The sequence below is a fragment of the Bacillus cereus group sp. Bce019 genome, from assembly GCF_051781745.1.
In the GTDB taxonomy this organism is placed as follows: domain Bacteria; phylum Bacillota; class Bacilli; order Bacillales; family Bacillaceae_G; genus Bacillus_A; species Bacillus_A cereus.
On sequence record NZ_JBPWJX010000001.1, the window covers coordinates 64,760 to 89,479 of the forward strand.

Sequence of the window (24,720 nt, forward strand, 5' to 3'; positions counted from 1 at the left end):
TTTAGTTCTAGCATAATCTGAAGATTGTATGCGTAAAGTGTGGGAATAGTAGTTGAAGTGAAAATGTATTGTAAAAAAGTAAGTATTTATAAAAAGGATTTGGAATGAAAATGACGTATTTATTATGTGTGTTTATTGAATTGCTGATCAACGCATTCTAAATCTTCATCAAATTTTTCATGTGTTCGCTCGATTAACTTATGGAACATATCTCCAACGTGCTCTTCTAAAACCCGAATGCCTTCCCCAGTAACGCCGCCTTTCACGCAAACCTTTTCTTGTAAGGTAGGTAATGTGAAGATTTCTTTTTCAAGTAATTTCCCCATCCCCACGACCATTTCACTTACTAAAGTAGTAGCCTCTTCGTGTGTAATATTTGTTTTATCTACAGCAGCGTTAATGAAGCATTGTAGTAAATAACTAAAGAAAGCAGGACCGCAACTTGCTATATCAGATGAAACGCGCGTTATATCTTCTTCTATTACAAGAGGTGTAGAAATGTTTTTGAATAGACGAAGTAGTTTTTGTTGCCATTCTTCAGAGCAATTATCTCCAAATGTAAATAGTGAGGCGCCAGAGAGCGCGCGATTTGTGATACTTGGAATGATACGCGCGACGTGGCAAGGTACGAGAGTCTCTAATTGTGATGGAGATATTGGACTTGTAATAGAAACTAAGCACGTTTCATCAGAAAAATGTTCAGCGTATTTTTTTAGGATAGGGTATATATCTATCGGCTTGACACAAATAAAAATAAGTTGTGATTGTTCGATTACTTCCGGGATTGTTTTTGCTATATGAACAGAAGGGTATTTTTCTTTTATATGATATGCTTTTGCAGGCGTCCGATTAATGATTGTAAGGCACGAAGGTTTGACAGCACGGGTTTCTAAAAATGCATCGATTAGTATATTCCCCATGTTTCCTGTCCCTATAATTCCTATGTTCAAAGTTTCATCCCTCCTTCGTAACAGCTTTCTCCTAAACAATATGAATGATGTTATAAATTTATGATTAGAGGTGTAAAATGATGTGGGATTTTCCGAAAAAGTGGTTAGGTTTAGTAGCTATTATTGGAACTTTACTTTTTCTTGTTTTTTGGAAAACGAATCAGAGTGTAGAACGAATGCCTATTACAATGAATGTACAAGAGAAGGAAATCGAAAAAAAGGGTAAACCGAAAATATCGGATACAAAGGAACAGAAAAGAACAATTATAATTGATGTGAAAGGAGCGGTTAGTAAAGAAGGGGTATATGAAATGAAGGAAGGAGATCGCGTAAAGGATGCGGTTCAAAAGGCTGGTGGTTTTTTATCAGAAGTAGATATGAAAAAAGTGAATTTAGCACAAATTGTACAAGATCAAATGCTTCTTTATATACCGAGTAAAAATGAATCAGAACAAGGGGTGCTTACTTCTTCTAAGGAAGATGGCAAGATTCGAATAAATACAGCGGCGAAAGAACAACTAGAAAAAATTACAGGGATTGGCTCTCGAAAGGCAGAAAGTATTTTGAAATATCGAGAAGAACATGGTCCGTTTCAGAAAATAGAAGATTTATTAGAGATTGATGGGATTGGTGCGAAGTCTCTTGAAAAGATAAAAGATCAAATTATTATTCCGTAAAAGATTGACGAAGTTTTTCTTCTTTCGCTACACTACAAGTAGACAAAAAAGTAGGTGAAAAATATGGAACGAATTTCATGGGATCAATATTTTATGACGCAAAGCCATCTACTATCTTTGCGTAGTACATGTACAAGGCTTGCGGTAGGAGCGACAATCGTTCGCGATAAACGAATTATTGCTGGTGGATATAATGGTTCAATTAAAGGTGGCGTACATTGTATAGATGATGGTTGTTACGTAATCGATAATCATTGTGTTCGGACAATTCATGCCGAAATGAATGCTTTATTACAATGTGCCAAGTTTGGTGCGAAAACAGAGGAAGCAGAAATTTACGTTACGCATTTCCCTTGTTTACAATGTTGTAAGGCAATTATTCAAAGTGGTATTACAGCGGTTTATTATGCGCAGGATTATAAAAATCATCCATACGCCATAGAGTTATTTGAACAAGCGAATGTAACAGTGAAACACGTTCCGCTAGAATATGATATTGCTGCATTAGAGGATCAAAAACGTTATACAGAGTTGAAAGAATTATTTGTGTCTTTAGAAAAAGATAATTTATCAATGGAAGAATTACAGCATGTATTCACGAAAGCAAAAATGATGCTATAAGGAGTGAGTATAAGTTGCAAGAACAATGGGGGTATGTTGCAATCTCGTTTATAATAGGGATTGCAATTGCCTTTTCCTCGTCACTTTTATTGATAGTTTTTTGCCTCTTTTTAAATGTTTCCTTCTGTTTATATCGCACTTCGCGTAAAACCTTCATTTTTTGTATTGTAGCGTGCTTTAGTAGCGTTATATACACTTCCTATGTTCAAGTGTGGAATAAGCCTCTAGGGAAGCCCTATGCAGTTACAAGAGGGGTTATACAAAACACACCGCTTGTTAATGGGGATCGCCTATCTTTTCAATTTGAAGATCAGAATAAAAATATAGTGCAGTTAAGTTATAGAATAAAATCAGCTTTGGAAAAGAAAAAAATGCAACAATTATACGCAGGGATATCATGTGTATTCGAGGGTGAGAGGAAAGAACCGGAAACAGCTCGGAATTTTCATGGTTTTAATTACCGTGATTATTTATACAAGCAACATATTCATTTCACATTTGAGGCTACATATATTTCTGAATGCTATAAAACATCACTGTCGCTCACGCAATGGATTCTTCTTTTAAGGCAACAAGCAATCTCGAAAGTTACAGAAATGTTTCCAGAGCAATCAGGTGCTTTTATGAATGCATTACTCTTTGGTGATAGACAACAAATGACGTTTGAAGTGGAAGAGCAATATCAACAATTTGGTCTTGTACATTTGTTAGCAATTTCAGGTTCACACATTGTATTGTTGATGGTGATAGTATATTTTATTTTGCTAAGAAGCGGTGCGACGAGGGAGGTAGCAACAATTTGCCTTATCATTTGTATTCCTTTGTATATGGTTTTAGCAGGGGCTTCACCCTCTGTTATAAGAGCTTCTATAACAGGGGTTTTGATGTTGATTGCTTTTATGTGCTCGATTCGTTTATCTAGTTTAGATGCTTTAAGTGTAACAGCTATATGTATGCTTATATATGACCCTTATCTTGTTTTTAATATTGGATTTCAGTTTTCTTTTGTAGGTAGCTTCGCTTTACTTTTGTCTGCTCCGTTATTGTTAGGGAGTAGCAACGGAGTAATCCGAAATTCTATTTATATTTCTATCATTTCACAGCTCGTTAGTACTCCGATTTTGTTATATCACTTTGGTTATTTTTCTCCATATAGCATTCTCCTCAATCTCTTATACGTTCCGTTTTTATCTATCATTGTATTACCATGTAGCATTATTATTTTACTGTGTATGCCAATTGTCCCGTTTCTCGCAAAAGGATTTGCGGATGTATTATCAATAGGCTTGAGTATGTCTAATGATTTTCTAAGTTATTGTGAAAGTTTACCATTTACCCAGCTTAACTTCGGGGAAACGCCCTTCAATCTTGTAGCTGTATATTGCGCGAGTATTGTCAGTATATTGATGGTTTGGGAAAGAAGAGCGCCGAAAAAAATGGTTTGTATAGTTGCGAGTGTATTTCTTTTTATTAGCACATGTCATTATGTATATCCATATTTTAGAGGAAGCGGAAGTGTAACATTTATTGATGTTGGACAAGGTGATGCAATATTAATTCGCCTTCCGTATGATAAAGGGATTTATCTTATTGATACAGGTGGAACGCTTCGTGTGAATAAGGAAGAATGGCAACAAAAAAAGCATGAATTTTCTGTTGGGAATGATGTTTTAATACCCTTTTTACAAAAAGAAGGTATTAAAACAATTGATAAATTAATCGTAACGCATGGAGATGCAGATCATATAGGTGCTGCGCAAGAATTATTATCATATATACCTGTAAAAGAAGTGGTATTTGGCCGAAAGGGAAAAGATGCAGTATTAGAAAAAGTAGTCAAGAAACAGGCATTAGAAAAGGAAATGAAAATAACTGAAGTGGGGGAAGGGGCGAGTTGGAGTGTAAATGAAGCGGAATTTTTCGTTTTAGCTCCAAAAGGAAAAGAAAAAAGCGAAAATAACGCTTCAATTGTAATATGGGCAAAATTTGGAGGGTTGAAGTGGCTATTTACAGGCGATTTGGAAGAAGAAGGGGAAAAGATTTTAGTAGAGGCATATTCAGATTTACAAGTGGATGTTTTAAAAGTTGCTCATCATGGGAGTAATACGTCATCTATAGAGCCTTTTTTGAACGTCATACAGCCTCGTGTAGCGATTATATCTGTTGGTAAGCAGAATAGGTATGGACACCCGCATAAAGAAGTGATAGAGCGTTTTGAGAAGATGGGGAGTGAGATATGGCGCACGGACAAGCAAGGTGCTATTTCCTATGTTTTTAAAGGGGAAAATGGAACCTTTAAAAGTAAAATCACATATGATAAAACACATAATAGATGAAAAAGAGAAGACTGCCATGAAGTGGCAGTCTTTAAGAACCGATAAATTTAATAACAGTTGCAATGATGAAAAGTGTTGCGAAAAAACCAAATGAGACGATAAATCCTACCCCTGAATCAATAGCGTCATTGCGTTTACTTTGAACGTTTTGTTCAAAATCATTCATTTAGAATCCCTCCCCAACATTCCACTTTAGTATAAAATATTGTCAGAAAAAAATCTACAATTTCCATATGAAGAGAAAACGAGCTTTTTTGCTACTTTTAAATCATGAAGTAATGTGAGTTTTTCGTTTCCAAGCATGTTAACAGTTGGCACTTATACTCAAATTTTTATTGCGAATAATAAAGGGAAGGTGATTACCGCACACCAATAAGAAACCCGGGGCTTATTGCGTGGCGTTTAATATAAATAAAGGGACGGGTTATAAAGCCTGTTCCTTTGTACTTGTAAAACAAAAGCTAGGGCATTAGTATAAATATATATTGCCAAGTTAGGGAGTAGGAAAAAGTATGAGTGATATACATAAAAAAATTAAAAAGAAACAGTTTGCTCCGTTATATTTACTATATGGAACGGAAGCTTTTTTTATAAATGAAACGATAAAGCTTATTACGACAGAAGCACTTGAAGAAGAAGATCGAGAGTTTAATGTTGTGACATACGATTTAGAAGAAGCGTATTTAGAAGATGTGGTTGAGGATGCGCGTACGCTTCCTTTCTTCGGAGAACGGAAAGTACTGTTAATAAAATCACCGCTATTTTTGACTTCGCAAAAAGAAAAGTTAGAGCAAAATATAAAAATTTTAGAAGAATACATTGGTGAACCTTCTCCATTTTCTATTCTTGTTTTTGTTGCGCCTTACGAAAAACTTGATGAGCGAAAAAAAATTACAAAACTATTAAAGAAAACAGCAGATGTAGTAGAAGCAAATGCGATGCAAATACAGGATGTTCAGAAGTGGATTGTTGCTCGTGCAGATGAAGTGCATGTGCATATTGATAACGCGGCTGTTAGTTTGTTGCTAGAGCTTGTGGGAAGTAATGTAACAATGTTGGCGAAGGAAATGGACAAGTTAACGTTATACGTTGGTATGGGCGGAGAGATTACGACGAAACTTGTTGCAGAGCTTGTACCAAAATCCGTTGAGCAAAATGTATTCGCTTTGACAGAAAAAGTGGTGAAAAAAGATATTGCAGGTGCAATGCAAATTTTGGATGGATTATTTACGCAGCAGGAAGAGCCGATTAAATTGCTTGCGTTATTAGTGAGTCAATTCCGCTTGTTGTATCAAGTGAAAGAGCTACAGCAACGTGGTTATGGACAAAATCAAATTGCGTCTCATATTGGTGTACATCCGTATCGCGTGAAGTTGGCAATGAATCAAACGAAGTTTTTCTCTTTTGAAGAATTAAAAAAAGTGATTATAGAATTAGCGGAAGCTGATTATAGTATGAAGACGGGAAAGATGGATAAGAAACTTGTGCTCGAGTTTTTCTTAATGCGATTAAATCATATGTGATGATACAAAAAAGTTCATGTACTAAGTACATGAACTTTTTTGTATATAAAAAAACGATCCAAATGGATCGTTTTTTAAACGCCTTACGCGTTTACTTGTTTCGCTAAGCGAGATTTTTGACGAGCTGCAGCGTTTTGGTGGATAAGACCTTTACGAGCTGCTTTGTCAAGTTTTTTAGAAGCAGTTTTGAAAGCTTCTTTAGCATTTTCAAGATCGTTATTAGTAACTAAAGCTTCTACAGTTTTAACAGCAGAACGCATGTCAGACTTGATAGAAGCGTTATGTGCACGACGCTCTTCGCTAAGTTTAGCGCGTTTGATAGCAGATTTGATGTTTGCCATACTTTTCACCTCCCTGGTGCAATCGAATGACTCGATTCTTACATAGAACAAGTGATATTCTATCAAACGGTGAAGAGAATTGCAATAGTATATCCATGAAATTTCACGTAAAGGAAAGAATGACCTTATATAACTTTGGGAAATCTAACGATATTTACTATGAATTACGGAGGAGATACGATGAAAGAACCATTAGATTTAAGTAAATATAGCATTAGAACTGACCTTGCTGTAGAAGCCCATCAAATGTTGCAAGAAAGCCAAGAGGAACAAAAAGGGATACAGGGAGTTATTGTAAAAGAGAGAGAAGAAGAGGGGACTATAATTACAAAAGTAACAATTGATGAAGCTGCCTCTGAAGCGATGGGTAAAAAGCCTGGAAATTATTTAACGCTTGAAGTTCAAGGTATACGTCAGCAAGATACAGAACTTCAACAAAAAGTGGAGCGTATTTTTGCAAAAGAATTTTCTAATTTCTTAGAAGAGGTTGGCGTTACAAAAGAAGCAAGCTGTTTAATTGTAGGTCTTGGGAATTGGAATGTAACACCAGATGCTCTTGGACCGATAGTTGTGGAAAATGTATTAGTAACGAGACATTTGTTTCAATTACAGCCTGAAAGTGTAGAAGAAGGGTTTAGGCCTGTTAGTGCAATTCGGCCGGGGGTAATGGGAATTACAGGGATCGAAACGAGCGATGTTATTTATGGGATTATTGAGAAGACGAACCCGGACTTTGTAATTGCGATTGACGCATTAGCTGCCCGTTCTATTGAACGAGTAAATAGCACGATACAAATTTCTGATACTGGAATTCATCCCGGATCGGGGGTTGGGAATAAACGTAAAGAACTAAGTAAAGACACATTAGGTATCCCTGTAATCGCGATTGGTGTTCCGACTGTGGTCGATGCTGTTTCGATTACAAGTGATACGATTGATTTTATTTTGAAACATTTCGGCCGAGAGATGAAAGAAGGAAATAAACCTTCACGCTCTTTGTTACCAGCGGGATTTTCATTTGGAGAAAAGAAAAAATTAACAGAAGAAGATATGCCGGATGAAAAGAGCAGAAATATGTTTTTAGGTGCTGTTGGTACGTTGGAAGAAGAAGAAAAAAGAAGGCTGATTTATGAAGTGCTATCTCCTCTTGGTCATAATTTAATGGTAACCCCAAAAGAAGTAGATACTTTTATTGAGGATATGGCGAATGTAATAGCGAGTGGTTTAAATGCGGCGCTGCATCATCAAATTGATCAAGATAATACGGGAGCATATACACATTGAGGGGAACAGATGATTATCGTTTGAGTCGCTTTACGCTTTTGTGTATATGTAGTGTGGCTTTATGTTTACTTATGATGATAGCAGGAGTGGCACTTGCTAATCATGGTTTGAAAAGTATGAAAGGCTATCAGCAACTGTCATATGAACAAATAGCTCATATGACAGGGACAGAAAGTACAGGTGCTGAATCAGAAATTTTGGGTAGCTCGTTTTCGGCCTCAGAAAAACAACAACAGTTAGAACGTTTAAGAAGTTTTAATGTTGTAGAAGGAATTGGGATGGCAGTAGCAAGTGTAGCTTATGAAATGACGAAGTTCGGAACGGATATCGTTGTTGGGAAAATAAAAGGAATTTTTAGCTAAGAGTAACATGGGAGGCGGTTGTTTTACTGGTTTGTAAGACAGCCGTTTTAAAATTTGAAAAGGGTTTGTCTCTTATGGTTTATTCGCATAAGATATAGATAGAATGATTTGTATCGTAAGCAGCACGAGTTTTCATTGAATCTTTGTTGCTCTATTGATATAATCAGTGCTAGTGTATATTGGCGAGACTATTAGGAGTTGAGAACATAGATGAATAAAGAAGAAAGAGCAAAAAGACAGTCCAAAATTCGTAATTTCTCTATTATTGCTCATATTGACCACGGAAAATCAACGTTAGCAGACCGTATTTTAGAGAAAACAAACGCGTTAACACAACGTGAAATGAAAGCTCAGTTGCTTGACTCTATGGATTTAGAGCGTGAGCGTGGTATTACAATCAAATTAAACGCAGTACAATTAAACTATAAAGCAAAAGATGGTGAAGAGTATATTCTTCATTTAATTGATACACCAGGACACGTCGACTTTACGTACGAAGTATCTCGTAGTTTAGCGGCTTGTGAAGGCGCGATTCTTGTAGTAGATGCAGCGCAAGGTATTGAAGCGCAAACGTTAGCAAACGTATACTTAGCGCTTGATAATAATTTAGAAATTTTACCAGTTATTAATAAAATCGACTTACCGAGTGCGGATCCAGAACGTGTACGTCAAGAGGTAGAAGATGTAATTGGTTTAGATGCATCAGAAGCGGTACTTGCTTCTGCGAAAGCTGGAATTGGTATTGAAGAAATTTTAGAACAAATTGTTGAAAAAGTACCAGCTCCGTCGGGTGATTCAGAAGAGCCATTACAATGTATGATTTTCGACTCTTTATATGATCCGTACCGCGGTGTAATTGCTTATATCCGTGTTGTAAATGGAACAGTAAAAGTTGGCGATAAAGTACGTATGATGGCAACGGGTAAAGAATTTGAAGTAACAGAAGTAGGTGTATTTACACCGAAAACTACGCAACGTGACGAGTTAACAGTAGGTGATGTAGGTTTCTTAGCAGCATCGATTAAAAATGTTGGTGACACACGTGTTGGTGATACGATTACACATGCGAAACGTCCAGCTGCAGAGCCGTTAGCAGGTTACCGTAAGTTAAACCCGATGGTATTCTGTGGTCTGTATCCAATTGACTCTGCTCGTTATAACGATTTACGTGATGCATTAGAAAAATTAGAGTTAAACGATTCTGCTCTTGAGTTTGAACCAGAAACATCTCAAGCGCTAGGATTTGGTTTCCGTTGTGGTTTCTTAGGGCTTCTTCACATGGAAATCATTCAAGAACGTATTGAACGTGAATTTAAGATTGACTTAATTACAACAGCGCCAAGCGTTATTTATAAAGTTTATTTAACTAACGGTGAAGATGTTATTGTTGATAACCCATCTAATATGCCAGATCCACAGTCTATCGATCGTGTAGAAGAGCCGTTTGTGAAGGCTTCAATTATGGTTCCGAATGACTATGTTGGAGCTGTAATGGAGATTTGCCAAGGTAAACGTGGAACGTTTATTGATATGCAATATTTAGATGAAACGCGTGTTACATTAACATATGAAATCCCGTTATCAGAAATCGTATATGACTTCTTCGATCAATTGAAATCAAATACGAAAGGGTATGCATCATTTGACTACGAGTTAATTGGCTATAAGCCATCTAAACTTGTGAAAATGGATATTCTTTTAAATAATGAACAAGTGGATGCTTTATCATTTATCGTACACCGTGATTCAGCGTATGACCGTGGTAAAGTAATCGTAGAGAAATTAAAAGAATTAATTCCGAGACAACAGTTCGAAGTGCCAATTCAGGCGACTATCGGAAATAAAGTTGTAGCACGTTCTACAATTAAAGCGATGCGTAAAAACGTACTTGCAAAATGTTACGGCGGTGACATTTCTCGTAAGCGTAAACTTCTTGATAAGCAAAAAGAAGGTAAAAAACGTATGAAGTCTGTTGGCTCTGTAGAAGTACCGCAAGAGGCATTCATGGCTGTACTGAAAATGGATGACAACTAATATTTGAAATAAAAAAGAAGTCGTTTGTGCGGCTTCTTTTTTCTGTATAATTACTTTTTAGACATCTGAGCAGCTCTCATTTACAATAATGAGAGAGCTTTTTAGTTCATATAGAGTTAGGAGATTGTTAATGTCCGAAAATATTCGAAAAGATATTCAAGATAAAATACAAAATGGTAATTTTAATTGTGAAAAGGAATTGACGCTTTCTATTATTAGTGGAAAGTGGAAAGTTGTGATACTGTGGCATCTTGGTGTGGAAGGGCCGCATCGTTTCAGTGAATTACAACGGTTATTCCCAAGCATTTCTCATAAAGTTTTGTCGAACCAATTAAAAGAGTTAATGGAAGATGGGATTGTTGATCGGACAGTATATCCCGAAATTCCTCCTCGCGTTGAGTATTATATGACGGAACTAGGCATGTCACTTTTACCGATCGTTGAAATGATGTATGATTGGGGAAAAATGCGAATGGAACAAATTCGTAATACGTTAGAGAAGTAGAGAACCCTCCGGAGTGCGGAGGTTTTCTTTTTAGAAAGGTAGGAGTTATATTTGGTACAAGCTGCATACATTCATATTCCGTTTTGTCAGCACATTTGTCACTATTGTGATTTTAATAAAGTGTTTATTGAACGCCAACCGGTTGATCAATATTTAGATTATTTAGAGAAGGAAATAATAAATACGGTTCAAAAAGTTCCATTTGATAGTATGAAAACGATTTTTGTGGGTGGGGGAACTCCGACAGCGTTAAATATGGAACAGACAAAAAAATTACTCGAGATTATTAATCGTCATTTGCGTCCGTTCGCCCCGAATTGTGAATTAACATTTGAAGCGAATCCAGGAGATTTACCGAAAGAGAAGTTGAATGTACTGCTAGAAGGTGGAGTGAATCGAATTAGTTTTGGTGTGCAAACGTTCCGTGATGAACTGCTTGAGAAAATTGGGCGCAAGCATACGAGGGAAGATGCATTCCTAGCGATTCGAGAAGCACAGGAAGTTGGCTTTAAAAATATTAATGTAGATATTATTTATGCTTTGCCAGGACAGACGATAGAAGATGTAAAAGAAACATTAGATATTGCTTTTACGCTTGGTGTACAACATTTCTCGGCATATTCATTAATTGTGGAACCAAAAACAGTGTTTTATAACTTAATGAACAAAGGGAAATTGCGTCTTCCGGGTGAAGACCATGAAGCGAAAATGTATGAAATAGTAATGGATGAAATGGAGAAACACGGTTATAACCAGTATGAAATTAGTAATTTCTCAAAAGGTGACAATAAAAGTAGACATAATCTCACATACTGGAATAATGAAGAGTATTATGGATTTGGAGCTGGAGCTCATAGTTATGTGAACGGGGAACGTATTCAAAATGTAGGTCCCCTGAAGCAATATTTTAATAAAATTGATGAAACAGGATTTCCATATTTAGATGTTCACAAAGTGACGGAGAAAGAAAGAATGGAAGAAGAGCTGTTCTTAGGGCTTCGAAAAACAAAAGGTGTTTCTAAAACGGCGTTCCGCAATAAATTTAATGTAGAGATGGATCAAGTTTTCACGAAGCAGTTACAAAGCAACCAAGAGAAGGGATTGCTTGAAGAGGAAGATGGACATGTGCGTTTAACGCGAAAAGGAAAATTATTAGGGAATGAAGTATTCCAATCATTTTTGATTGACTAATTAAATGTTCCATAGGCGTGAAAAAGTTTCATTATTTCGTGACGTTTCCGTTGACAATTGAATGTCAATTTTGGTAAGTTATTAATAGATTTAGCACTCAAAGACAAAGAGTGCTAACAGAGGTGATGATGAGATGCTTACGGAACGTCAGCTCTTAATTTTACAAACAATTATTGATGACTTTATTGGATCAGCGCAGCCCGTTGGGTCTAGAACGTTGGCTAAAAAAGATGAAATTACATTTAGTTCAGCTACTATTCGAAATGAAATGGCGGACTTAGAAGAATTAGGTTTTATTGAAAAAACGCACAGTTCTTCTGGACGTGTTCCTTCTGAGAAAGGTTACCGATTTTATGTAGACCATCTTTTAGCGCCGCAAAACTTACCGAACGCTGAAATTGTACAAATTAAAGATTTATTTGCCGAAAGAATTTTTGAAGCGGAAAAAATTGCACAGCAATCTGCTCAAATTTTATCAGAACTTACGAATTATACGGCCATTGTTCTTGGACCGAAGTTAAGTACAAATAAACTTAAAAATGTACAAATTGTGCCGCTTGATCGTCAAACTGCAGTCGCTATTATTGTAACCGATACAGGGCATGTACAAAGTAAAACGATTACCGTTCCGGAATCTGTTGATTTATCAGATTTAGAAAAAATGGTTAATATTTTAAATGAAAAGCTATCTGGCGTACCGATGGAAGAACTTCATAATAAAATCTTTAAAGAGATTGTTACAGTTTTACGTGGGTATGTTCATAATTACGATAGTGCAATAAAAATGTTGGATGGTACATTTCAAGTTCCTTTATCGGAAAAGATATACTTTGGAGGAAAAGCAAATATGCTTTCGCAGCCAGAGTTCCATGACATTCAAAAGGTTAGATCTTTACTTACCATGATTGATAATGAAGCCGAATTTTATGACATTTTACGTCATAAACAAGTCGGGATTCAAGTGAAAATTGGTAGGGAAAACTCTTCGACGGCTATGGAGGATTGTAGTTTAATTTCTGCAACATATTCAATCGGCGAAGAGCAACTTGGAACAATTGCTATTTTAGGTCCTACGAGAATGCAATACTCTCGTGTAATTAGTTTGTTACAGTTATTTACGAGACAATTTACTGATGGGCTTAAAAAGTAAATGAGAGTAATACATTCGCTCAAGTGATGAAATTTTCATTGCTGTGTGTAATATATAATGCTTAGGTAATCATGCTATGCATGATACCTAATACCTTTTAAGGAGGTGAATATTGTGGAAGAGCGTAACGAACAAGTGGTAGAAGAAGTAAAAGAAGCGCAAGTTGAAGAAGCTGTCACGCCAGAAAACAGTGAAGAAACTGTAGAAGAAAAAAGTGAGGCTGCTCTTTTACAAGAAAAAGTAGATGAGTTACAAGCGAAACTAACGGAAACGGAAGGTCGCACATTACGTCTACAAGCTGATTTTGAAAATTATAAGCGCCGTGTCCAAATGGATAAACAGGCTGCTGAAAAATATAGAGCACAAAGTCTAGTTTCAGACATCTTGCCAGCTCTTGATAATTTTGAAAGAGCAATGCAAGTGGAAGCGACTGATGAGCAAACGAAATCCTTGTTACAAGGTATGGAAATGGTGCATCGTCAATTGTTAGAAGCGCTGACTAAAGAAGGTGTGGAAGTGATTGAAGCTGTTGGTAAACAGTTTGATCCTAATGAACACCAAGCTATTATGCAAGTGGAAGATAGTGAATTTGAATCAAACGCGGTTGTGGAAGAATTCCAAAAAGGTTATAAATTAAAAGACCGTGTGATTCGCCCATCAATGGTAAAAGTAAATCAATAATTTACATAAAACTAGGAGGATTCGCCATGAGTAAAATTATCGGTATTGACTTAGGTACAACAAACTCTTGTGTAGCTGTTATGGAAGGTGGAGAACCAAAGGTTATCCCAAATCCAGAAGGAAACCGTACAACACCTTCTGTTGTAGCTTTCAAAAATGAAGAACGTCAAGTTGGGGAAGTTGCAAAGCGCCAAGCAATTACAAACCCAAATACAATCATGTCTGTTAAACGTCATATGGGTACAGACTACAAAGTAGAAGTTGAAGGTAAAGATTATACACCTCAAGAAATTTCTGCAATCATTTTACAAAACTTAAAAGCTTCTGCTGAAGCATACTTAGGTGAAACAGTAACGAAAGCTGTTATTACAGTACCTGCATACTTCAACGATGCAGAGCGTCAAGCAACGAAAGATGCTGGTCGTATCGCTGGTTTAGAAGTTGAGCGTATCATTAACGAGCCAACAGCAGCAGCACTTGCTTACGGTTTAGAAAAACAAGACGAAGAACAAAAAATCTTAGTATATGACTTAGGTGGCGGTACATTTGACGTATCTATCCTTGAGTTAGCAGACGGCACATTCGAAGTTATTTCAACTGCTGGTGACAACCGTCTTGGTGGCGATGACTTTGACCAAGTTATCATCGATCACTTAGTAGCTGAGTTCAAAAAAGAAAATAACATTGATTTAAGCCAAGATAAAATGGCGCTTCAACGCTTGAAAGATGCAGCTGAAAAAGCGAAAAAAGATCTTTCTGGTGTAACACAAACTCAAATTTCATTACCATTCATTAGTGCTGGAGCTGCTGGTCCATTACACTTAGAATTAACGTTAACAAGAGCGAAATTCGAAGAGCTTTCAGCAGGTCTTGTTGAAAGAACATTAGAGCCAACTCGTCGTGCATTAAAAGACGCTGGTTTTGCTCCAAGCGAATTAGATAAAGTTATTCTTGTTGGTGGATCTACTCGTATCCCAGCTGTACAAGAAGCTATTAAACGTGAAACTGGTAAAGAGCCATATAAAGGTGTAAACCCTGATGAAGTTGTAGCATTAGGTGCTGCAGTTCAAGGTGGCGTACTTACTGGAGATGTAGAAGGCGTTCTATTATTAGACGTAACTCCACTTTCTTTAGGTATTGAAACTATGGGTGGCGTGTTCACGAAATTAATTGAGCGTAACACTACAATTCCAACAAGTAAGTCACAAGTATTCTCGACAGCTGCTGATAATCAACCAGCAGTAGACATTCACGTATTACAAGGTGAGCGTCCAATGTCAGCTGACAACAAAACGTTAGGTCGTTTCCAATTAACTGACCTTCCACCAGCACCACGTGGTATTCCACAAATCGAAGTAACATTCGATATTGATGCGAACGGTATCGTTAACGTACGTGCGAAAGACTTAGGAACAAGCAAAGAGCAAGCTATTACAATCCAATCTTCTTCAGGTCTTTCTGATGAAGAAGTAGAACGTATGGTACAAGAAGCGGAAGCAAATGCTGACGCTGACCAAAAACGTAAGGAAGAAGTTGAACTTCGTAACGAAGCTGACCAACTTGTATTCCAAACAGACAAAGTTGTAAAAGATTTAGAAGGTAAAGTAGATGCAGCTGAAGTTGCAAAAGCAACAGAAGCGAAAGAAGCATTACAAGCTGCAATTGAGAAAAACGAGCTTGAAGAAATTCGTGCGAAAAAAGATGCTTTACAAGAAATCGTACAACAATTAACTGTTAAATTATACGAGCAAGCTCAAGCAGCTGCTGGTCAAGCAGAAGGTGCGCAAGGTGCACAAGACGCTGGCGCGAAGAAAGACAATGTAGTTGACGCTGAGTTTGAAGAAGTAAAAGAAGACAAGTAATTCAACTGTAAACATAATAAGTAAGATGACAAAAAGTCAAAGTCAAGCGTGCCTTGACTTTGGCTTTTTTCACGAATGAGAAGCGATGTGTGAGGATCTTAAGTTTTTCGCTTTGCATACTGTAAGTGAGGAAACTTTGTTGCAAAGCACTTTCTTTCGGTGTTAAAATTACGTTTATGTGAAAGATTCGGGGGTTGTAAATTTATGAGTAAACGAGACTATTATGAGGTCCTTGGACTTAGCAAGGGCGCTTCAACAGATGAAATAAAAAAAGCGTATCGTCGTTTGGCTAAAAAATACCATCCAGACGTAAGCAAAGAAGAAAATGCAATTGAAAAGTTTAAAGAAGTACAAGAAGCATACGAAGTGTTAAGTGATGATCAAAAGCGTGCGCAGTACGATCAATTTGGTCATGCTGGTGCAAATCAAGGATTCGGTGGATTTGGCGGCGGAGGAGACTTCGGCGGTGGCTTCGGTTTTGAAGATATATTTAGTTCTTTCTTTGGCGGTGGCGGCGGCAGACGTCGTGATCCAAATGCTCCGCGCCAAGGCGCTGACTTACAATATCAAGTCACTTTAGATTTTGAAGAAGCTATTTTTGGTAAGGAATTAAATGTGGAAATTCCAGTAGAAGATCCATGTGATACTTGTAAAGGTAGTGGAGCAAAACCAGGAACTTCAAAAGAAACATGTAAACATTGTTCAGGTTCTGGTCAAGTGAGTGTTGAACAAAACACACCGTTTGGTCGTATCGTAAACCGTCAAGCTTGTGGTCATTGTTCAGGAACTGGACAAATTATTAAAGAAAAATGTACGACATGTCACGGTTCAGGTAAAGTTCGTAAACGTAAAAAAATTAATGTTAAAATTCCAGCGGGTATTGATAATGGTCAACAAATTCGTGTGTCTGGAAAAGGTGAAGCCGGCGTAAATGGCGGACCAGCAGGAGACTTATATGTTGTTGTTCATGTAAGAAATCATGAATTCTTCGAGCGTGAAGGAGACCACATTATTTGCGAAATGCCATTAACATTTGCACAAATGGCACTTGGTGCTGAAGTGGAAGTCCCTACTGTTCATGGTAAAGTGAAGCTGAAAATCCCAGCAGGAACACAAACTGGAACAGAGTTCCGCTTAAAAGGAAAAGGTGCTCCGAACGTACGTGGATACGGTCAAGGAGATCAATATGTAGTCGTTCGTGTTGTTGTACCGACGAAATTGACTTCACAGCAAAAAGATTTATTACGTGAATTTGCAGGACAAGAAGAGCAGGATGATAGTTTATTCGGAAAGCTTAAACGTGCTTTCAAAGGGGAATAATGGAAATAAAAAATGGAGTTGGTAAATTGTGAAATGGTCAGAAATTAGTATTCATACAACAGAAGAAGCAGTAGAAGCTGTCTCTCATATTTTACATGAAGCTGGTGCTAGCGGAGTTGCGATTGAGGATCCAGCGGAGTTAACGAAAGAGCGCGAGCAACAATATGGTGAAATTTATGCATTGAATCCAGATGAATATCCGGCGGAAGGTGTATTAATAAAAGCATATTTCCCGCAAACCGATTCTTTACATGAAACGATTGCAGGTGTAAAATCATCTATTGATGCGCTTCCATCTTACGACATCGAAATTGGTACTGGAAATATTACCGTTAACGAAGTCAATGAAGAAGATTGGGCTACTGCTTGGAAAAAATATTACCATCCAGTACAAATTTCTGATACATTCACAATCGTACCGACTTGGGAAGAATATACACCATCTTCTCCTGATGAAAAAATCATTGAATTAGACCCGGGTATGGCGTTTGGTACAGGAACTCATCCAACAACAACGATGTGTATCCGTGCTTTAGAAAAAACAGTACAGCCAGGTGACGCTATTATTGATGTAGGAACAGGTTCTGGTGTACTTAGTATTGCAGCAGCAAAATTAGGTGCGTCTTCTGTTCAAGCGTATGATTTAGATCCGGTTGCGGTTGAAAGTGCAGAAATGAATGTACGTTTAAATAAAACAGATGATATCGTGTCTGTTGGACAAAATAGTCTTTTAGAAGGTATTGAAGGTCCTGTTGATTTAATCGTAGCTAACTTATTAGCAGAAATTATTCTATTATTCCCTGAAGATGCAGCAAGAGTTGTGAAGTCAGGTGGATTATTTATTACATCGGGCATTATTGCTGCGAAGGAAAAAGTAATTTCTGAGGCGCTAGAAAAAGCTGGATTTACAATTGAAGAAGTGTTACGAATGGAAGATTGGGTAGCAATTATTGCACGAAATGCGTAATATAGATTTTAGTCTATAATGAAAAGGGGAGTCTCTCACTATAAGGTGAGGGACTTGCCGTTTGTTATATGAAAAATGATAACGTTTCGTTCTTTTCGTAAGTGTTGACTTACGAAAGGAACGAAACTCTACTAAGGTGATTATATGCAACGTTATTTTGTAGAAGAGAAATATGTAAATGAGACAAGTATTCGCATTGTAGGTGATGACGTACATCATATCGCAAGAGTGATGCGTATGTCAGCTGGTGATCATATTTATTGCTGTGTAAATGGAAAAACAGCAGTATGTTCAATTGATGAAATTACCAGTGAATTTATTAATACGGCTATTGTAGAATGGGTAGAGGCGTCAAGTGAACTTCCTGTTTTCGTGACGATTGCAAGTGGACTGCCAAAAGGAGACAAGCTAGAGTTAATTTTTCAAAAAGGAACTGAGCTTGGGGCAGCTGCATTCTTACCATTTCAAGCATCTCGCTCTATCGTAAAATGGGATGCGAAAAAAGCTGATAAAAAAGTTGAGCGTTTAAGAAAAATTGTGAAAGAAGCTGCGGAACAATCACATAGAAGTGAAATTCCAGAAGTACATGCTCCGGCATCATTTAAGCAATTGCTTTCAATGAGTAGTGAGTATGATGTTTGTCTTGTTGCTTACGAAGAGGAAGCAAAACAAGGCGAGAAATCTAATTTTGCGAAAGCTTTAACGACAATGAAACCAGGTCAAAAGCTATTGATTGTATTTGGCCCAGAAGGCGGTTTAGCTGAGGAAGAGATTACAGCGCTTCGTGAACATAAATTTGTACCATGTAGTTTAGGACCAAGAATTTTAAGAACAGAAACGGCGCCGTTATACGCGTTAAGTGCTGCTTCGTATCATTTTGAATTGATGGGGTGATGATCAATGTCAACTGTTGCGTTCCATACGTTAGGTTGTAAAGTAAACCACTATGAAACAGAAGCCATTTGGCAATTGTTTAAACAAGGTGGTTATGAAAGAACAGAATATGAAAAGAAAGCTGATGTATATGTTATTAACACATGTACAGTAACGAATACTGGGGACAAAAAAAGCCGTCAAGTAATCAGACGTGCTGTGCGTCAAAATCCAGATGCAGTTATTTGTGTAACGGGATGTTATGCACAAACATCTCCAGCTGAAATTATGGCGATCCCGGGTGTGGATATTGTAGTTGGTACACAGGATCGTGAAAAGATGTTAGGTTACATCGAAGAATTCCGTAAAGAGCGTCAACCAATTAATGCTGTCCGCAATATTATGAAAACACGTGTGTACGAAGAACTTGATGTACCTTATTTCACGGATCGTACACGTGCGTCTTTAAAAATACAAGAGGGTTGCAATAACTTCTGTACATTCTGTATCATTCCTTGGGCGCGCGGTTTAATGCGTTCTCGTGATGGAAAAGAAGTTATTAAACAAGCGCAACAATTAGTGGATGCAGGCTATAAAGAAATCGTATTAACGGGTATTCATACAGGTGGATACGGCGAAGACATAAAAGATTATAACTTAGCTGGATTACTTCGTGATATGGAAGCGGAAGTAGGCGGATTAAAACGTCTTCGTATTTCTTCTATTGAAGCGAGTCAAATTTCAGATGAAGTAATTGAAGTGTTAGATAAATCTGAAGTAGTTGTACGCCACTTGCATATTCCGTTGCAATCTGGCTCTAATACTGTATTAAAACGTATGCGTCGTAAATATACGATGGAATTCTTCCAAGAGCGTTTAGATCGTTTGAAAGAAGCGTTACCAGGCCTTGCGATTACATCTGACGTAATCGTTGGTTTCCCAGGTGAAACAGAAGAAGAATTCATGGAAACATACAATTTCATTAAAGAGAACCGCTTCTCTGAGTTACATGTGTTCCCTTACTCAAAACGTACAGGAACACCTGCAGCGCGCATGGAAGATCAAGTTCCTGAAGATGTGAAGAACGATCGTGTTCATCGTTTAATTGAGCTATCTAATCAATTAGCGAAAGAGTACGCATCAGCGTTTGAAGGTGAAGTGCTTGAAATCATTCCGGAAGAGCAATTTAAAGAGGGCGACCGTGAAGGGTTATATGTAGGTTATACAGATAACTACTTGAAAATTGTATTTGAAGGATCAGAAGAATTAATTGGTAAGCTAGTGAAAGTGAAAATTACGAAAGCTGGTTATCCATATAACGAAGCGCAATTTGTTCGTGTTCTTGAAGATGATGTGAAAAAAGAATCAGCTAGCGCATAAAAAGAGCGTGCAACCGGAAACGGTTTGCATGCTTTCTTTATTTGAAGCGGTTAAGTAATAGAAGGTGGGGAGGCGTTTCATGCATCCCTGTATGAAAAAAGATGAAATGATAAAAATATAGTTGTCTTCATCAGTGAAGGATACTAGTTATTTGCATAACTTTTGAAAAGGAAATGCTTCTATTCTTCTTTTATTCTGCCAAATAGTTGACCTGAAGTGATAAAATGTATTATAATCGTAAAAGACATGCTGAAGAAGTGTTTCTTTTTGCATGCTGAAGTTAGTATGTAAGTGTGATGTTTCGGAGGGAGGGAAAGAGAATGTCAAAAACAGTCGTTCGTAAAAACGAGTCTTTGGAGGATGCACTTCGCCGTTTTAAAAGATCGGTTTCTAAAACTGGTACACTTGCTGAAGCAAGAAAGCGCGAGTTTTATGAAAAACCAAGTGTAAAACGTAAGAAGAAATCTGAAGCGGCAAGAAAGCGTAAATTCTAAGAGAGGGTGTAAGTTATGAGTCTTCTCGGTCGTTTAAACGATGATATGAAACAAGCGATGAAGAATAAACAAAAAGAAAAATTAACCGTTATTCGTATGGTTAAGGCTGCTTTACAAAATGAAGGTATTAAACTGCAACATACTCTTACTGAAGAAGAGGAAATAACAGTTTTAGCTCGTGAAGTAAAACAGTATAAGGACTCCCTCCTTGAATTTAAAAAAGCTGGTCGTGAAGACCTTGTTAATAAACTGCAAAGTGAAATTCAGATTTTAAGCGCATATTTGCCAGAGCAATTAACTGAAGAAGAACTAGTTGATGTAATCAAGCAAGTTATTTCTGAAGTTGGTGCGACTTCTAAAGCAGATATGGGTAAGGTGATGACTGCTGTTATGCCGAAAGTAAAAGGTAAAACAGACGGATCACTTGTGAATAAGCTGGTTATCCAGCTATTAGCATAAAAAAACGTCTCATTTCGTATGAGACGTTTTTTTATTGTTCTTATTAAGGAGAAACGCTATATTGCTTAAAAAGCGTTTCTGTAAGTGATAAAAACCCCTCTAGTTAAAGTTTCAATTTATTATTTCCTTGTATAATTCCGATTCTACACCTATTCTTACTTCCTTGACTAAAACTTCTTTCGCGAATAAAAGCTAAGTACCGAGCCTTCTGAAACTCAGATTGAAGTTTTATAGCTTGCTCTTCAGTATAATCCTCAAAGGTAACGAAAGAGATTCTAACTATTTTAGATTTTGCATCAGTTGCATAAAATGGCTGGATATTACTGTCGGTAACTTGTTTTATAACATTCAAAATTTCTTGACCAAAGCCGATTTCCTTTCGTATTTCCTCATTTATTAATTCATTTTTTAATGAACCCTAATATTTTTTGAAATTCATATAACAACCATCTATAAAATATTCTTACTTACAACGTAACATTCAGAGCGGGGAAATTTTCTTTTTTGAATTTTATCCCGCATTAACAGGCAGCCCGATTGGTGAGGGTTGATTAAAGTTTTACTTTATCTCAGTTGTCCAATAAATGACAACTACTTATTCTATGGTCAGTATGTCAAGTCCAGGACGAATTATAACAGTTTTTTTCAAGTTTCCAATTTCTCGCTAGGCTCAATTTCTTAATGTAACTTGTACTGATATCCTGTAGGGGCGCATATTCTTGTATTAATACTTCTATTATTAAAGGCAACATCCTCTGATCCATCATTGTCCTGACAAATATGATTTCATATAGCGACTGTTTTAATTAACATGATATGAACTCTTACAGAATATAGTTATGTTAGTGAAGTCGTTATAACACGATAGGCACTTGTGAAGAAATACATATATATATATGGGATGAGGAGGGGGTCTTTCGAGATGAAGAAATTAGAACAAATGAAAAATTGGTTAACAAAACAAGTAGACCTACCAGTGGATGTATTAATGGATCTGCCTCGGATTACTCTTGTTGGGCAAATACATATTTATATAGAAAATCATCGGGGGTTATTAGTGTTTTCAGATAAAGAAGTGCGCTTGCTTTTAAAACATGGTCAATTATTAATTAAAGGACAATCCTTTGTTATTAAAACGATTCTTCCAGAAGAGCTTTTACTCGAAGGGGTAATTGAGCAAGTAACATTTTTAGAAAATGAAAAAAAAGGTGATTGAAGTGAAACTTCCATTTGTGAAGTTTTTCTTCTTTATCCTGTAAAAGTTCCGTTTATAGAGACTGATTACAGTTTTACTCTGTTTCATTTTAGTACGAGCTATTTTAATGCTTCAAATAAAAAGTAGTATATCTACTTTTAGAAAGGTAGTGAAGGTGGTAAATGAAAAATAAATGGTTTATAAAGTGGCTTGGATATGTAAAAGTGAGAATTGAAGGTAGAGGAGCGGAACGGTTTGTTAATGAATGTGTACGGAGGAATTTATTAGTTTGGGATGTTAAAAAGATAGCTGATGAAACGTTAGTTTTTTGCATGTTGTTACGCGATGTGAAAAAAATAAAACCAATTTATAGAAAAAATGAATGTAAATTATATTTTATTGGACGTTATGGTTTTCCTTTTTGGAATAAACGTTTAATTAAAAACAGTGGATTTTTAATTGGTTTTTTAATTTTCTTTTTTGGTGTGATTGCAATGTCAAATATGGTTTGGAAAATTGAAATTACAGGAGCTAAACCTGAAACAGAATATATATTGATGAAAGAATTGGATAAAATGGGTATTAAAAAAGGGAAACTACAATTTCAAATGCCGAATGTAGAAGATGTACAACGCCATTTGACAGATAATATTAATGCCATTACTTGGGCGGGACTAGAAGTAAGGGGAACGACTTATCATTTTAAAATTGTTGAAAAAAACGAACCGAAGAAAGAAAAGGAACAAAGGCCGCAAAATTTAGTAGCAAAAAAAGAAGCGATTATTACAAAAACGTTTGTAGAAGTTGGAAAGCCGGTTGTACTGAAAAATGATCATGTAGAAAAAGGACAGATTCTCGTATCGGGAATATATGGTAATGAGAAAAGTCCGACGATTGTTTCAGCGAAAGGTATTGTATATGGCGAAACGTGGTATACATCTAAGGTGGATGTCCCGTTAAAGACGCAATTCCAAGTGTATACTGGTAATGTATACAATGAACATTTTCTTAAATTCGGGGATACGAAAATAAAAATATGGGGATTTCAGCATGATAAGTATAAACGCTCTCGTACTGAAAGTGTAAAGCATGATGTGAAATTATTTGGTTTTACACTGCCGATTGCATATGAAAAAGATGTTGTGAGAGAAGAGGAAGAAGCGAATCGAGAATATACAGAAAAGCAAGCGCTGAAAGTAGCGAAGGAGATGGCCGAAAAAGAACTAAAGAAAAAATTGGATGAACATGCTATGATTGTAAGTGATAAGATTTTGAGTAAAGAGGTTGAGGCGGATCAACTAAAAGTCACATTGCATTATACTGTGGTTGAAAATATTGCAGAGCCACAACCAATATCCGAATCCGATATTCAAGGAGACTGAGTAATGGCAGAACAATTAGTAGAAATGAACCAACAATTGGAAAATGCTAACGAAGCAATCGCTCTTTTTGGAGTTAATGATGCGCATTTAAAAGTAATTGAACGAGAACTGAATGTATCGATCGTAACTAGAGGAGAAACTGTTCATGTATCTGGGGCAGTTGAAACGGTGGCACTCGTAGAAAAAATCTTACAGCAATTACTTGTTGTAATTCGTAAAAGTATATCAATTTCAGAGAGAGATGTTGCGTATGCTATTCAGCTTGCACAACAAGGGAAAATTGCTCAATTTGAAGAGTTATATGAGGAAGAAATTTTCAAGACTGCAAAAGGTAAAGCCATTCGTGTAAAAACAATGGGGCAAAGAAGATATATTCATGCGATGAAGAAGAATGATATTGTCTTTGGGATAGGGCCTGCAGGAACTGGAAAAACATATTTAGCTGTAGTAATGGCTGTGAGGGCTTTAAAACAAGGATATGTAAAGAAAATTATTTTAACAAGACCTGCTGTAGAAGCTGGAGAAAATTTAGGTTTTTTACCAGGGGATTTGAAAGAGAAGGTAGATCCATACTTACGCCCGTTATATGATGCTTTACATGATATTCTTGGACAAGAATATACGCAGCGTATGATGGAGCGAGGAGTAATTGAAATAGCTCCGCTTGCTTATATGAGGGGGCGTACGCTTGATGATTCATTTGTTATTTTAGATGAGGCTCAAAATACAACGGGTGCTCAAATAAAAATGTTTTTAACAAGATTAGGTTTTAGTTCTAAAATGGTTATTACAGGGGACCCTTCACAAGTAGACTTGCCAAAAGGGGTAAAATCAGGGCTATCTATAGCTGCTAATATTTTATCTGGTGTATCAGGTCTGTCATTTATTACATTAGAACAAACGGACGTTGTGAGACATCCATTGGTGCAACGTATTATTGAGGCATATGATAAAATGGAATGATCCTATTTGTCAGGATCATTTCTTTTTGTATGATAAGGTTGGCGAACGTCATATTTTTTACTATCATGAAAGATAAGGAAAATAAACTATTGGTACTAGTGTATAAAATATTGCCTCAAAGTATCGTTTGGTAGAAGAAATGAAAGCTATAAATAGTTTCACTTTATTTC

At 36.7% G+C, this 24,720-nt stretch carries 24 protein-coding genes; 21 read left to right on the plus strand and 3 right to left on the minus strand.

The window, feature by feature from the left end:
• Positions 1-122: 122 nt before the first annotated feature.
• On the minus strand, positions 123-950 hold the full coding sequence (gene comER / locus ACS2QP_RS00360; RefSeq protein ID WP_001020554.1) for a late competence protein ComER: 828 nt from the start codon (positions 948-950) through the stop codon (positions 123-125).
• Positions 951-1,027: 77 nt separating this feature from the next.
• Between comER and ACS2QP_RS00365 the strand changes: the two genes are divergently transcribed.
• From ACS2QP_RS00365 to ACS2QP_RS00375, 3 genes are all read left to right on the plus strand, one after another.
• On the plus strand, positions 1,028-1,627 hold the full coding sequence (locus ACS2QP_RS00365; protein WP_000989932.1) for a helix-hairpin-helix domain-containing protein: 600 nt from the start codon (positions 1,028-1,030) through the stop codon (positions 1,625-1,627).
• Positions 1,628-1,690: 63 nt separating this feature from the next.
• Complete coding sequence (locus tag ACS2QP_RS00370; RefSeq protein ID WP_000439770.1) at positions 1,691-2,248, plus strand: ComE operon protein 2; 558 nt, start codon at positions 1,691-1,693, stop codon at positions 2,246-2,248.
• Between the two features lie 14 nt (positions 2,249-2,262).
• A complete protein-coding gene (locus ACS2QP_RS00375; protein ID WP_438882079.1) occupies positions 2,263-4,584 on the plus strand; it encodes a DNA internalization-related competence protein ComEC/Rec2 in 2,322 nt (773 codons plus the stop codon).
• A gap of 31 nt (positions 4,585-4,615) precedes the next feature.
• On the opposite strand, the gene ACS2QP_RS00380 is transcribed toward ACS2QP_RS00375, so the two are convergent.
• A complete protein-coding gene (locus tag ACS2QP_RS00380) occupies positions 4,616-4,750 on the minus strand; it encodes a YqzM family protein (RefSeq protein ID WP_000997609.1) in 135 nt (44 codons plus the stop codon).
• A 346-nt stretch (positions 4,751-5,096) separates the two neighbouring features.
• Between ACS2QP_RS00380 and holA the strand changes: the two genes are divergently transcribed.
• A complete protein-coding gene (gene holA, locus ACS2QP_RS00385; RefSeq protein ID WP_001279916.1) occupies positions 5,097-6,107 on the plus strand; it encodes a DNA polymerase III subunit delta in 1,011 nt (336 codons plus the stop codon).
• Between the two features lie 83 nt (positions 6,108-6,190).
• Here the strand turns inward: holA and rpsT are convergent, their stop codons facing one another.
• Positions 6,191-6,448: a 30S ribosomal protein S20 gene (gene rpsT, locus ACS2QP_RS00390; RefSeq protein WP_001274011.1), complete on the minus strand. Its 258-nt coding sequence runs from the start codon at positions 6,446-6,448 to the stop codon at positions 6,191-6,193.
• A gap of 180 nt (positions 6,449-6,628) precedes the next feature.
• Between rpsT and gpr the strand changes: the two genes are divergently transcribed.
• The 17 genes from gpr (at position 6,629) to ACS2QP_RS00475 (ending at position 24,550) form a co-directional block, all read left to right on the plus strand.
• Positions 6,629-7,732, plus strand: a complete 1,104-nt coding sequence (gpr, locus tag ACS2QP_RS00395) for a GPR endopeptidase (RefSeq protein ID WP_000662618.1) — start codon at positions 6,629-6,631, stop codon at positions 7,730-7,732.
• Complete coding sequence (locus ACS2QP_RS00400; RefSeq protein ID WP_001215037.1) at positions 7,729-8,094, plus strand: YqxA family protein; 366 nt, start codon at positions 7,729-7,731, stop codon at positions 8,092-8,094. The genes gpr and ACS2QP_RS00400 overlap by 4 nt, the downstream gene beginning before the upstream one ends.
• 210 nt (positions 8,095-8,304) lie before the next feature.
• Positions 8,305-10,128, plus strand: coding sequence for an elongation factor 4 (gene lepA / locus ACS2QP_RS00405; RefSeq protein ID WP_001030951.1), 1,824 nt, complete (start codon positions 8,305-8,307; stop codon positions 10,126-10,128).
• Between the two features lie 130 nt (positions 10,129-10,258).
• Positions 10,259-10,633, plus strand: a complete 375-nt coding sequence (locus ACS2QP_RS00410; protein ID WP_001293539.1) for a winged helix-turn-helix transcriptional regulator — start codon at positions 10,259-10,261, stop codon at positions 10,631-10,633.
• Between the two features lie 51 nt (positions 10,634-10,684).
• Positions 10,685-11,824 (plus strand): radical SAM family heme chaperone HemW, encoded by a 1,140-nt coding sequence (gene hemW / locus ACS2QP_RS00415; protein ID WP_326263147.1) that lies wholly within the window; start codon positions 10,685-10,687, stop codon positions 11,822-11,824.
• A gap of 133 nt (positions 11,825-11,957) precedes the next feature.
• Positions 11,958-12,974: a heat-inducible transcriptional repressor HrcA gene (hrcA, locus tag ACS2QP_RS00420; RefSeq protein ID WP_000954941.1), complete on the plus strand. Its 1,017-nt coding sequence runs from the start codon at positions 11,958-11,960 to the stop codon at positions 12,972-12,974.
• A gap of 114 nt (positions 12,975-13,088) precedes the next feature.
• The gene (grpE, locus tag ACS2QP_RS00425) at positions 13,089-13,655 is read left to right on the plus strand and encodes a nucleotide exchange factor GrpE (protein WP_000392711.1); all 567 of its coding nucleotides are present in this window, start codon (positions 13,089-13,091) and stop codon (positions 13,653-13,655) included.
• A 26-nt stretch (positions 13,656-13,681) separates the two neighbouring features.
• On the plus strand, positions 13,682-15,517 hold the full coding sequence (gene dnaK / locus ACS2QP_RS00430; RefSeq protein ID WP_000034700.1) for a chaperone protein DnaK: 1,836 nt from the start codon (positions 13,682-13,684) through the stop codon (positions 15,515-15,517).
• A gap of 204 nt (positions 15,518-15,721) precedes the next feature.
• On the plus strand, positions 15,722-16,837 hold the full coding sequence (gene dnaJ / locus ACS2QP_RS00435) for a chaperone protein DnaJ (RefSeq protein ID WP_000043946.1): 1,116 nt from the start codon (positions 15,722-15,724) through the stop codon (positions 16,835-16,837).
• Between the two features lie 28 nt (positions 16,838-16,865).
• Entirely contained in the window at positions 16,866-17,804 is a 939-nt protein-coding gene (prmA, locus tag ACS2QP_RS00440) for a 50S ribosomal protein L11 methyltransferase (RefSeq protein ID WP_438882080.1), read from the plus strand.
• A gap of 144 nt (positions 17,805-17,948) precedes the next feature.
• On the plus strand, positions 17,949-18,698 hold the full coding sequence (locus ACS2QP_RS00445) for a 16S rRNA (uracil(1498)-N(3))-methyltransferase (RefSeq protein ID WP_065222846.1): 750 nt from the start codon (positions 17,949-17,951) through the stop codon (positions 18,696-18,698).
• Positions 18,699-18,704: 6 nt separating this feature from the next.
• On the plus strand, positions 18,705-20,057 hold the full coding sequence (mtaB, locus tag ACS2QP_RS00450) for a tRNA (N(6)-L-threonylcarbamoyladenosine(37)-C(2))-methylthiotransferase MtaB (RefSeq protein WP_000108680.1): 1,353 nt from the start codon (positions 18,705-18,707) through the stop codon (positions 20,055-20,057).
• 320 nt (positions 20,058-20,377) lie between these two features.
• Positions 20,378-20,551 (plus strand): 30S ribosomal protein S21, encoded by a 174-nt coding sequence (gene rpsU, locus ACS2QP_RS00455; protein WP_000048061.1) that lies wholly within the window; start codon positions 20,378-20,380, stop codon positions 20,549-20,551.
• Positions 20,552-20,566: 15 nt separating this feature from the next.
• On the plus strand, positions 20,567-21,010 hold the full coding sequence (locus tag ACS2QP_RS00460) for a GatB/YqeY domain-containing protein (RefSeq protein ID WP_000054562.1): 444 nt from the start codon (positions 20,567-20,569) through the stop codon (positions 21,008-21,010).
• Positions 21,011-21,932: 922 nt separating this feature from the next.
• Positions 21,933-22,226, plus strand: coding sequence for a sporulation protein YqfC (yqfC, locus tag ACS2QP_RS00465; protein ID WP_063537472.1), 294 nt, complete (start codon positions 21,933-21,935; stop codon positions 22,224-22,226).
• A 161-nt stretch (positions 22,227-22,387) separates the two neighbouring features.
• Positions 22,388-23,587: a sporulation protein YqfD gene (gene yqfD / locus ACS2QP_RS00470; protein WP_438882081.1), complete on the plus strand. Its 1,200-nt coding sequence runs from the start codon at positions 22,388-22,390 to the stop codon at positions 23,585-23,587.
• A 3-nt stretch (positions 23,588-23,590) separates the two neighbouring features.
• Positions 23,591-24,550, plus strand: coding sequence for a PhoH family protein (locus ACS2QP_RS00475; RefSeq protein ID WP_438882082.1), 960 nt, complete (start codon positions 23,591-23,593; stop codon positions 24,548-24,550).
• The last annotated feature ends 170 nt before the right edge of the window (positions 24,551-24,720 follow it).

Coding starts and splice junctions, on each gene's coding strand:
- ACS2QP_RS00365 (WP_000989932.1), top strand. CDS start 1,028: ATGATGTGGGATTTTCCGAAAAAGTGGTTAGGTTTAGTAGCTATTATT.
- ACS2QP_RS00370 (WP_000439770.1), top strand. CDS start 1,691: ATGGAACGAATTTCATGGGATCAATATTTTATGACGCAAAGCCATCTA.
- ACS2QP_RS00380 (WP_000997609.1), bottom strand. CDS start 4,750: ATGAATGATTTTGAACAAAACGTTCAAAGTAAACGCAATGACGCTATT.
- holA (WP_001279916.1), top strand. CDS start 5,097: ATGAGTGATATACATAAAAAAATTAAAAAGAAACAGTTTGCTCCGTTA.
- rpsT (WP_001274011.1), bottom strand. CDS start 6,448: ATGGCAAACATCAAATCTGCTATCAAACGCGCTAAACTTAGCGAAGAG.
- gpr (WP_000662618.1), top strand. CDS start 6,629: ATGAAAGAACCATTAGATTTAAGTAAATATAGCATTAGAACTGACCTT.
- lepA (WP_001030951.1), top strand. CDS start 8,305: ATGAATAAAGAAGAAAGAGCAAAAAGACAGTCCAAAATTCGTAATTTC.
- ACS2QP_RS00410 (WP_001293539.1), top strand. CDS start 10,259: ATGTCCGAAAATATTCGAAAAGATATTCAAGATAAAATACAAAATGGT.
- hrcA (WP_000954941.1), top strand. CDS start 11,958: ATGCTTACGGAACGTCAGCTCTTAATTTTACAAACAATTATTGATGAC.
- dnaK (WP_000034700.1), top strand. CDS start 13,682: ATGAGTAAAATTATCGGTATTGACTTAGGTACAACAAACTCTTGTGTA.
- dnaJ (WP_000043946.1), top strand. CDS start 15,722: ATGAGTAAACGAGACTATTATGAGGTCCTTGGACTTAGCAAGGGCGCT.
- ACS2QP_RS00445 (WP_065222846.1), top strand. CDS start 17,949: ATGCAACGTTATTTTGTAGAAGAGAAATATGTAAATGAGACAAGTATT.
- mtaB (WP_000108680.1), top strand. CDS start 18,705: ATGTCAACTGTTGCGTTCCATACGTTAGGTTGTAAAGTAAACCACTAT.
- rpsU (WP_000048061.1), top strand. CDS start 20,378: ATGTCAAAAACAGTCGTTCGTAAAAACGAGTCTTTGGAGGATGCACTT.
- ACS2QP_RS00460 (WP_000054562.1), top strand. CDS start 20,567: ATGAGTCTTCTCGGTCGTTTAAACGATGATATGAAACAAGCGATGAAG.
- yqfC (WP_063537472.1), top strand. CDS start 21,933: ATGAAGAAATTAGAACAAATGAAAAATTGGTTAACAAAACAAGTAGAC.
- yqfD (WP_438882081.1), top strand. CDS start 22,388: ATGAAAAATAAATGGTTTATAAAGTGGCTTGGATATGTAAAAGTGAGA.
- ACS2QP_RS00475 (WP_438882082.1), top strand. CDS start 23,591: ATGGCAGAACAATTAGTAGAAATGAACCAACAATTGGAAAATGCTAAC.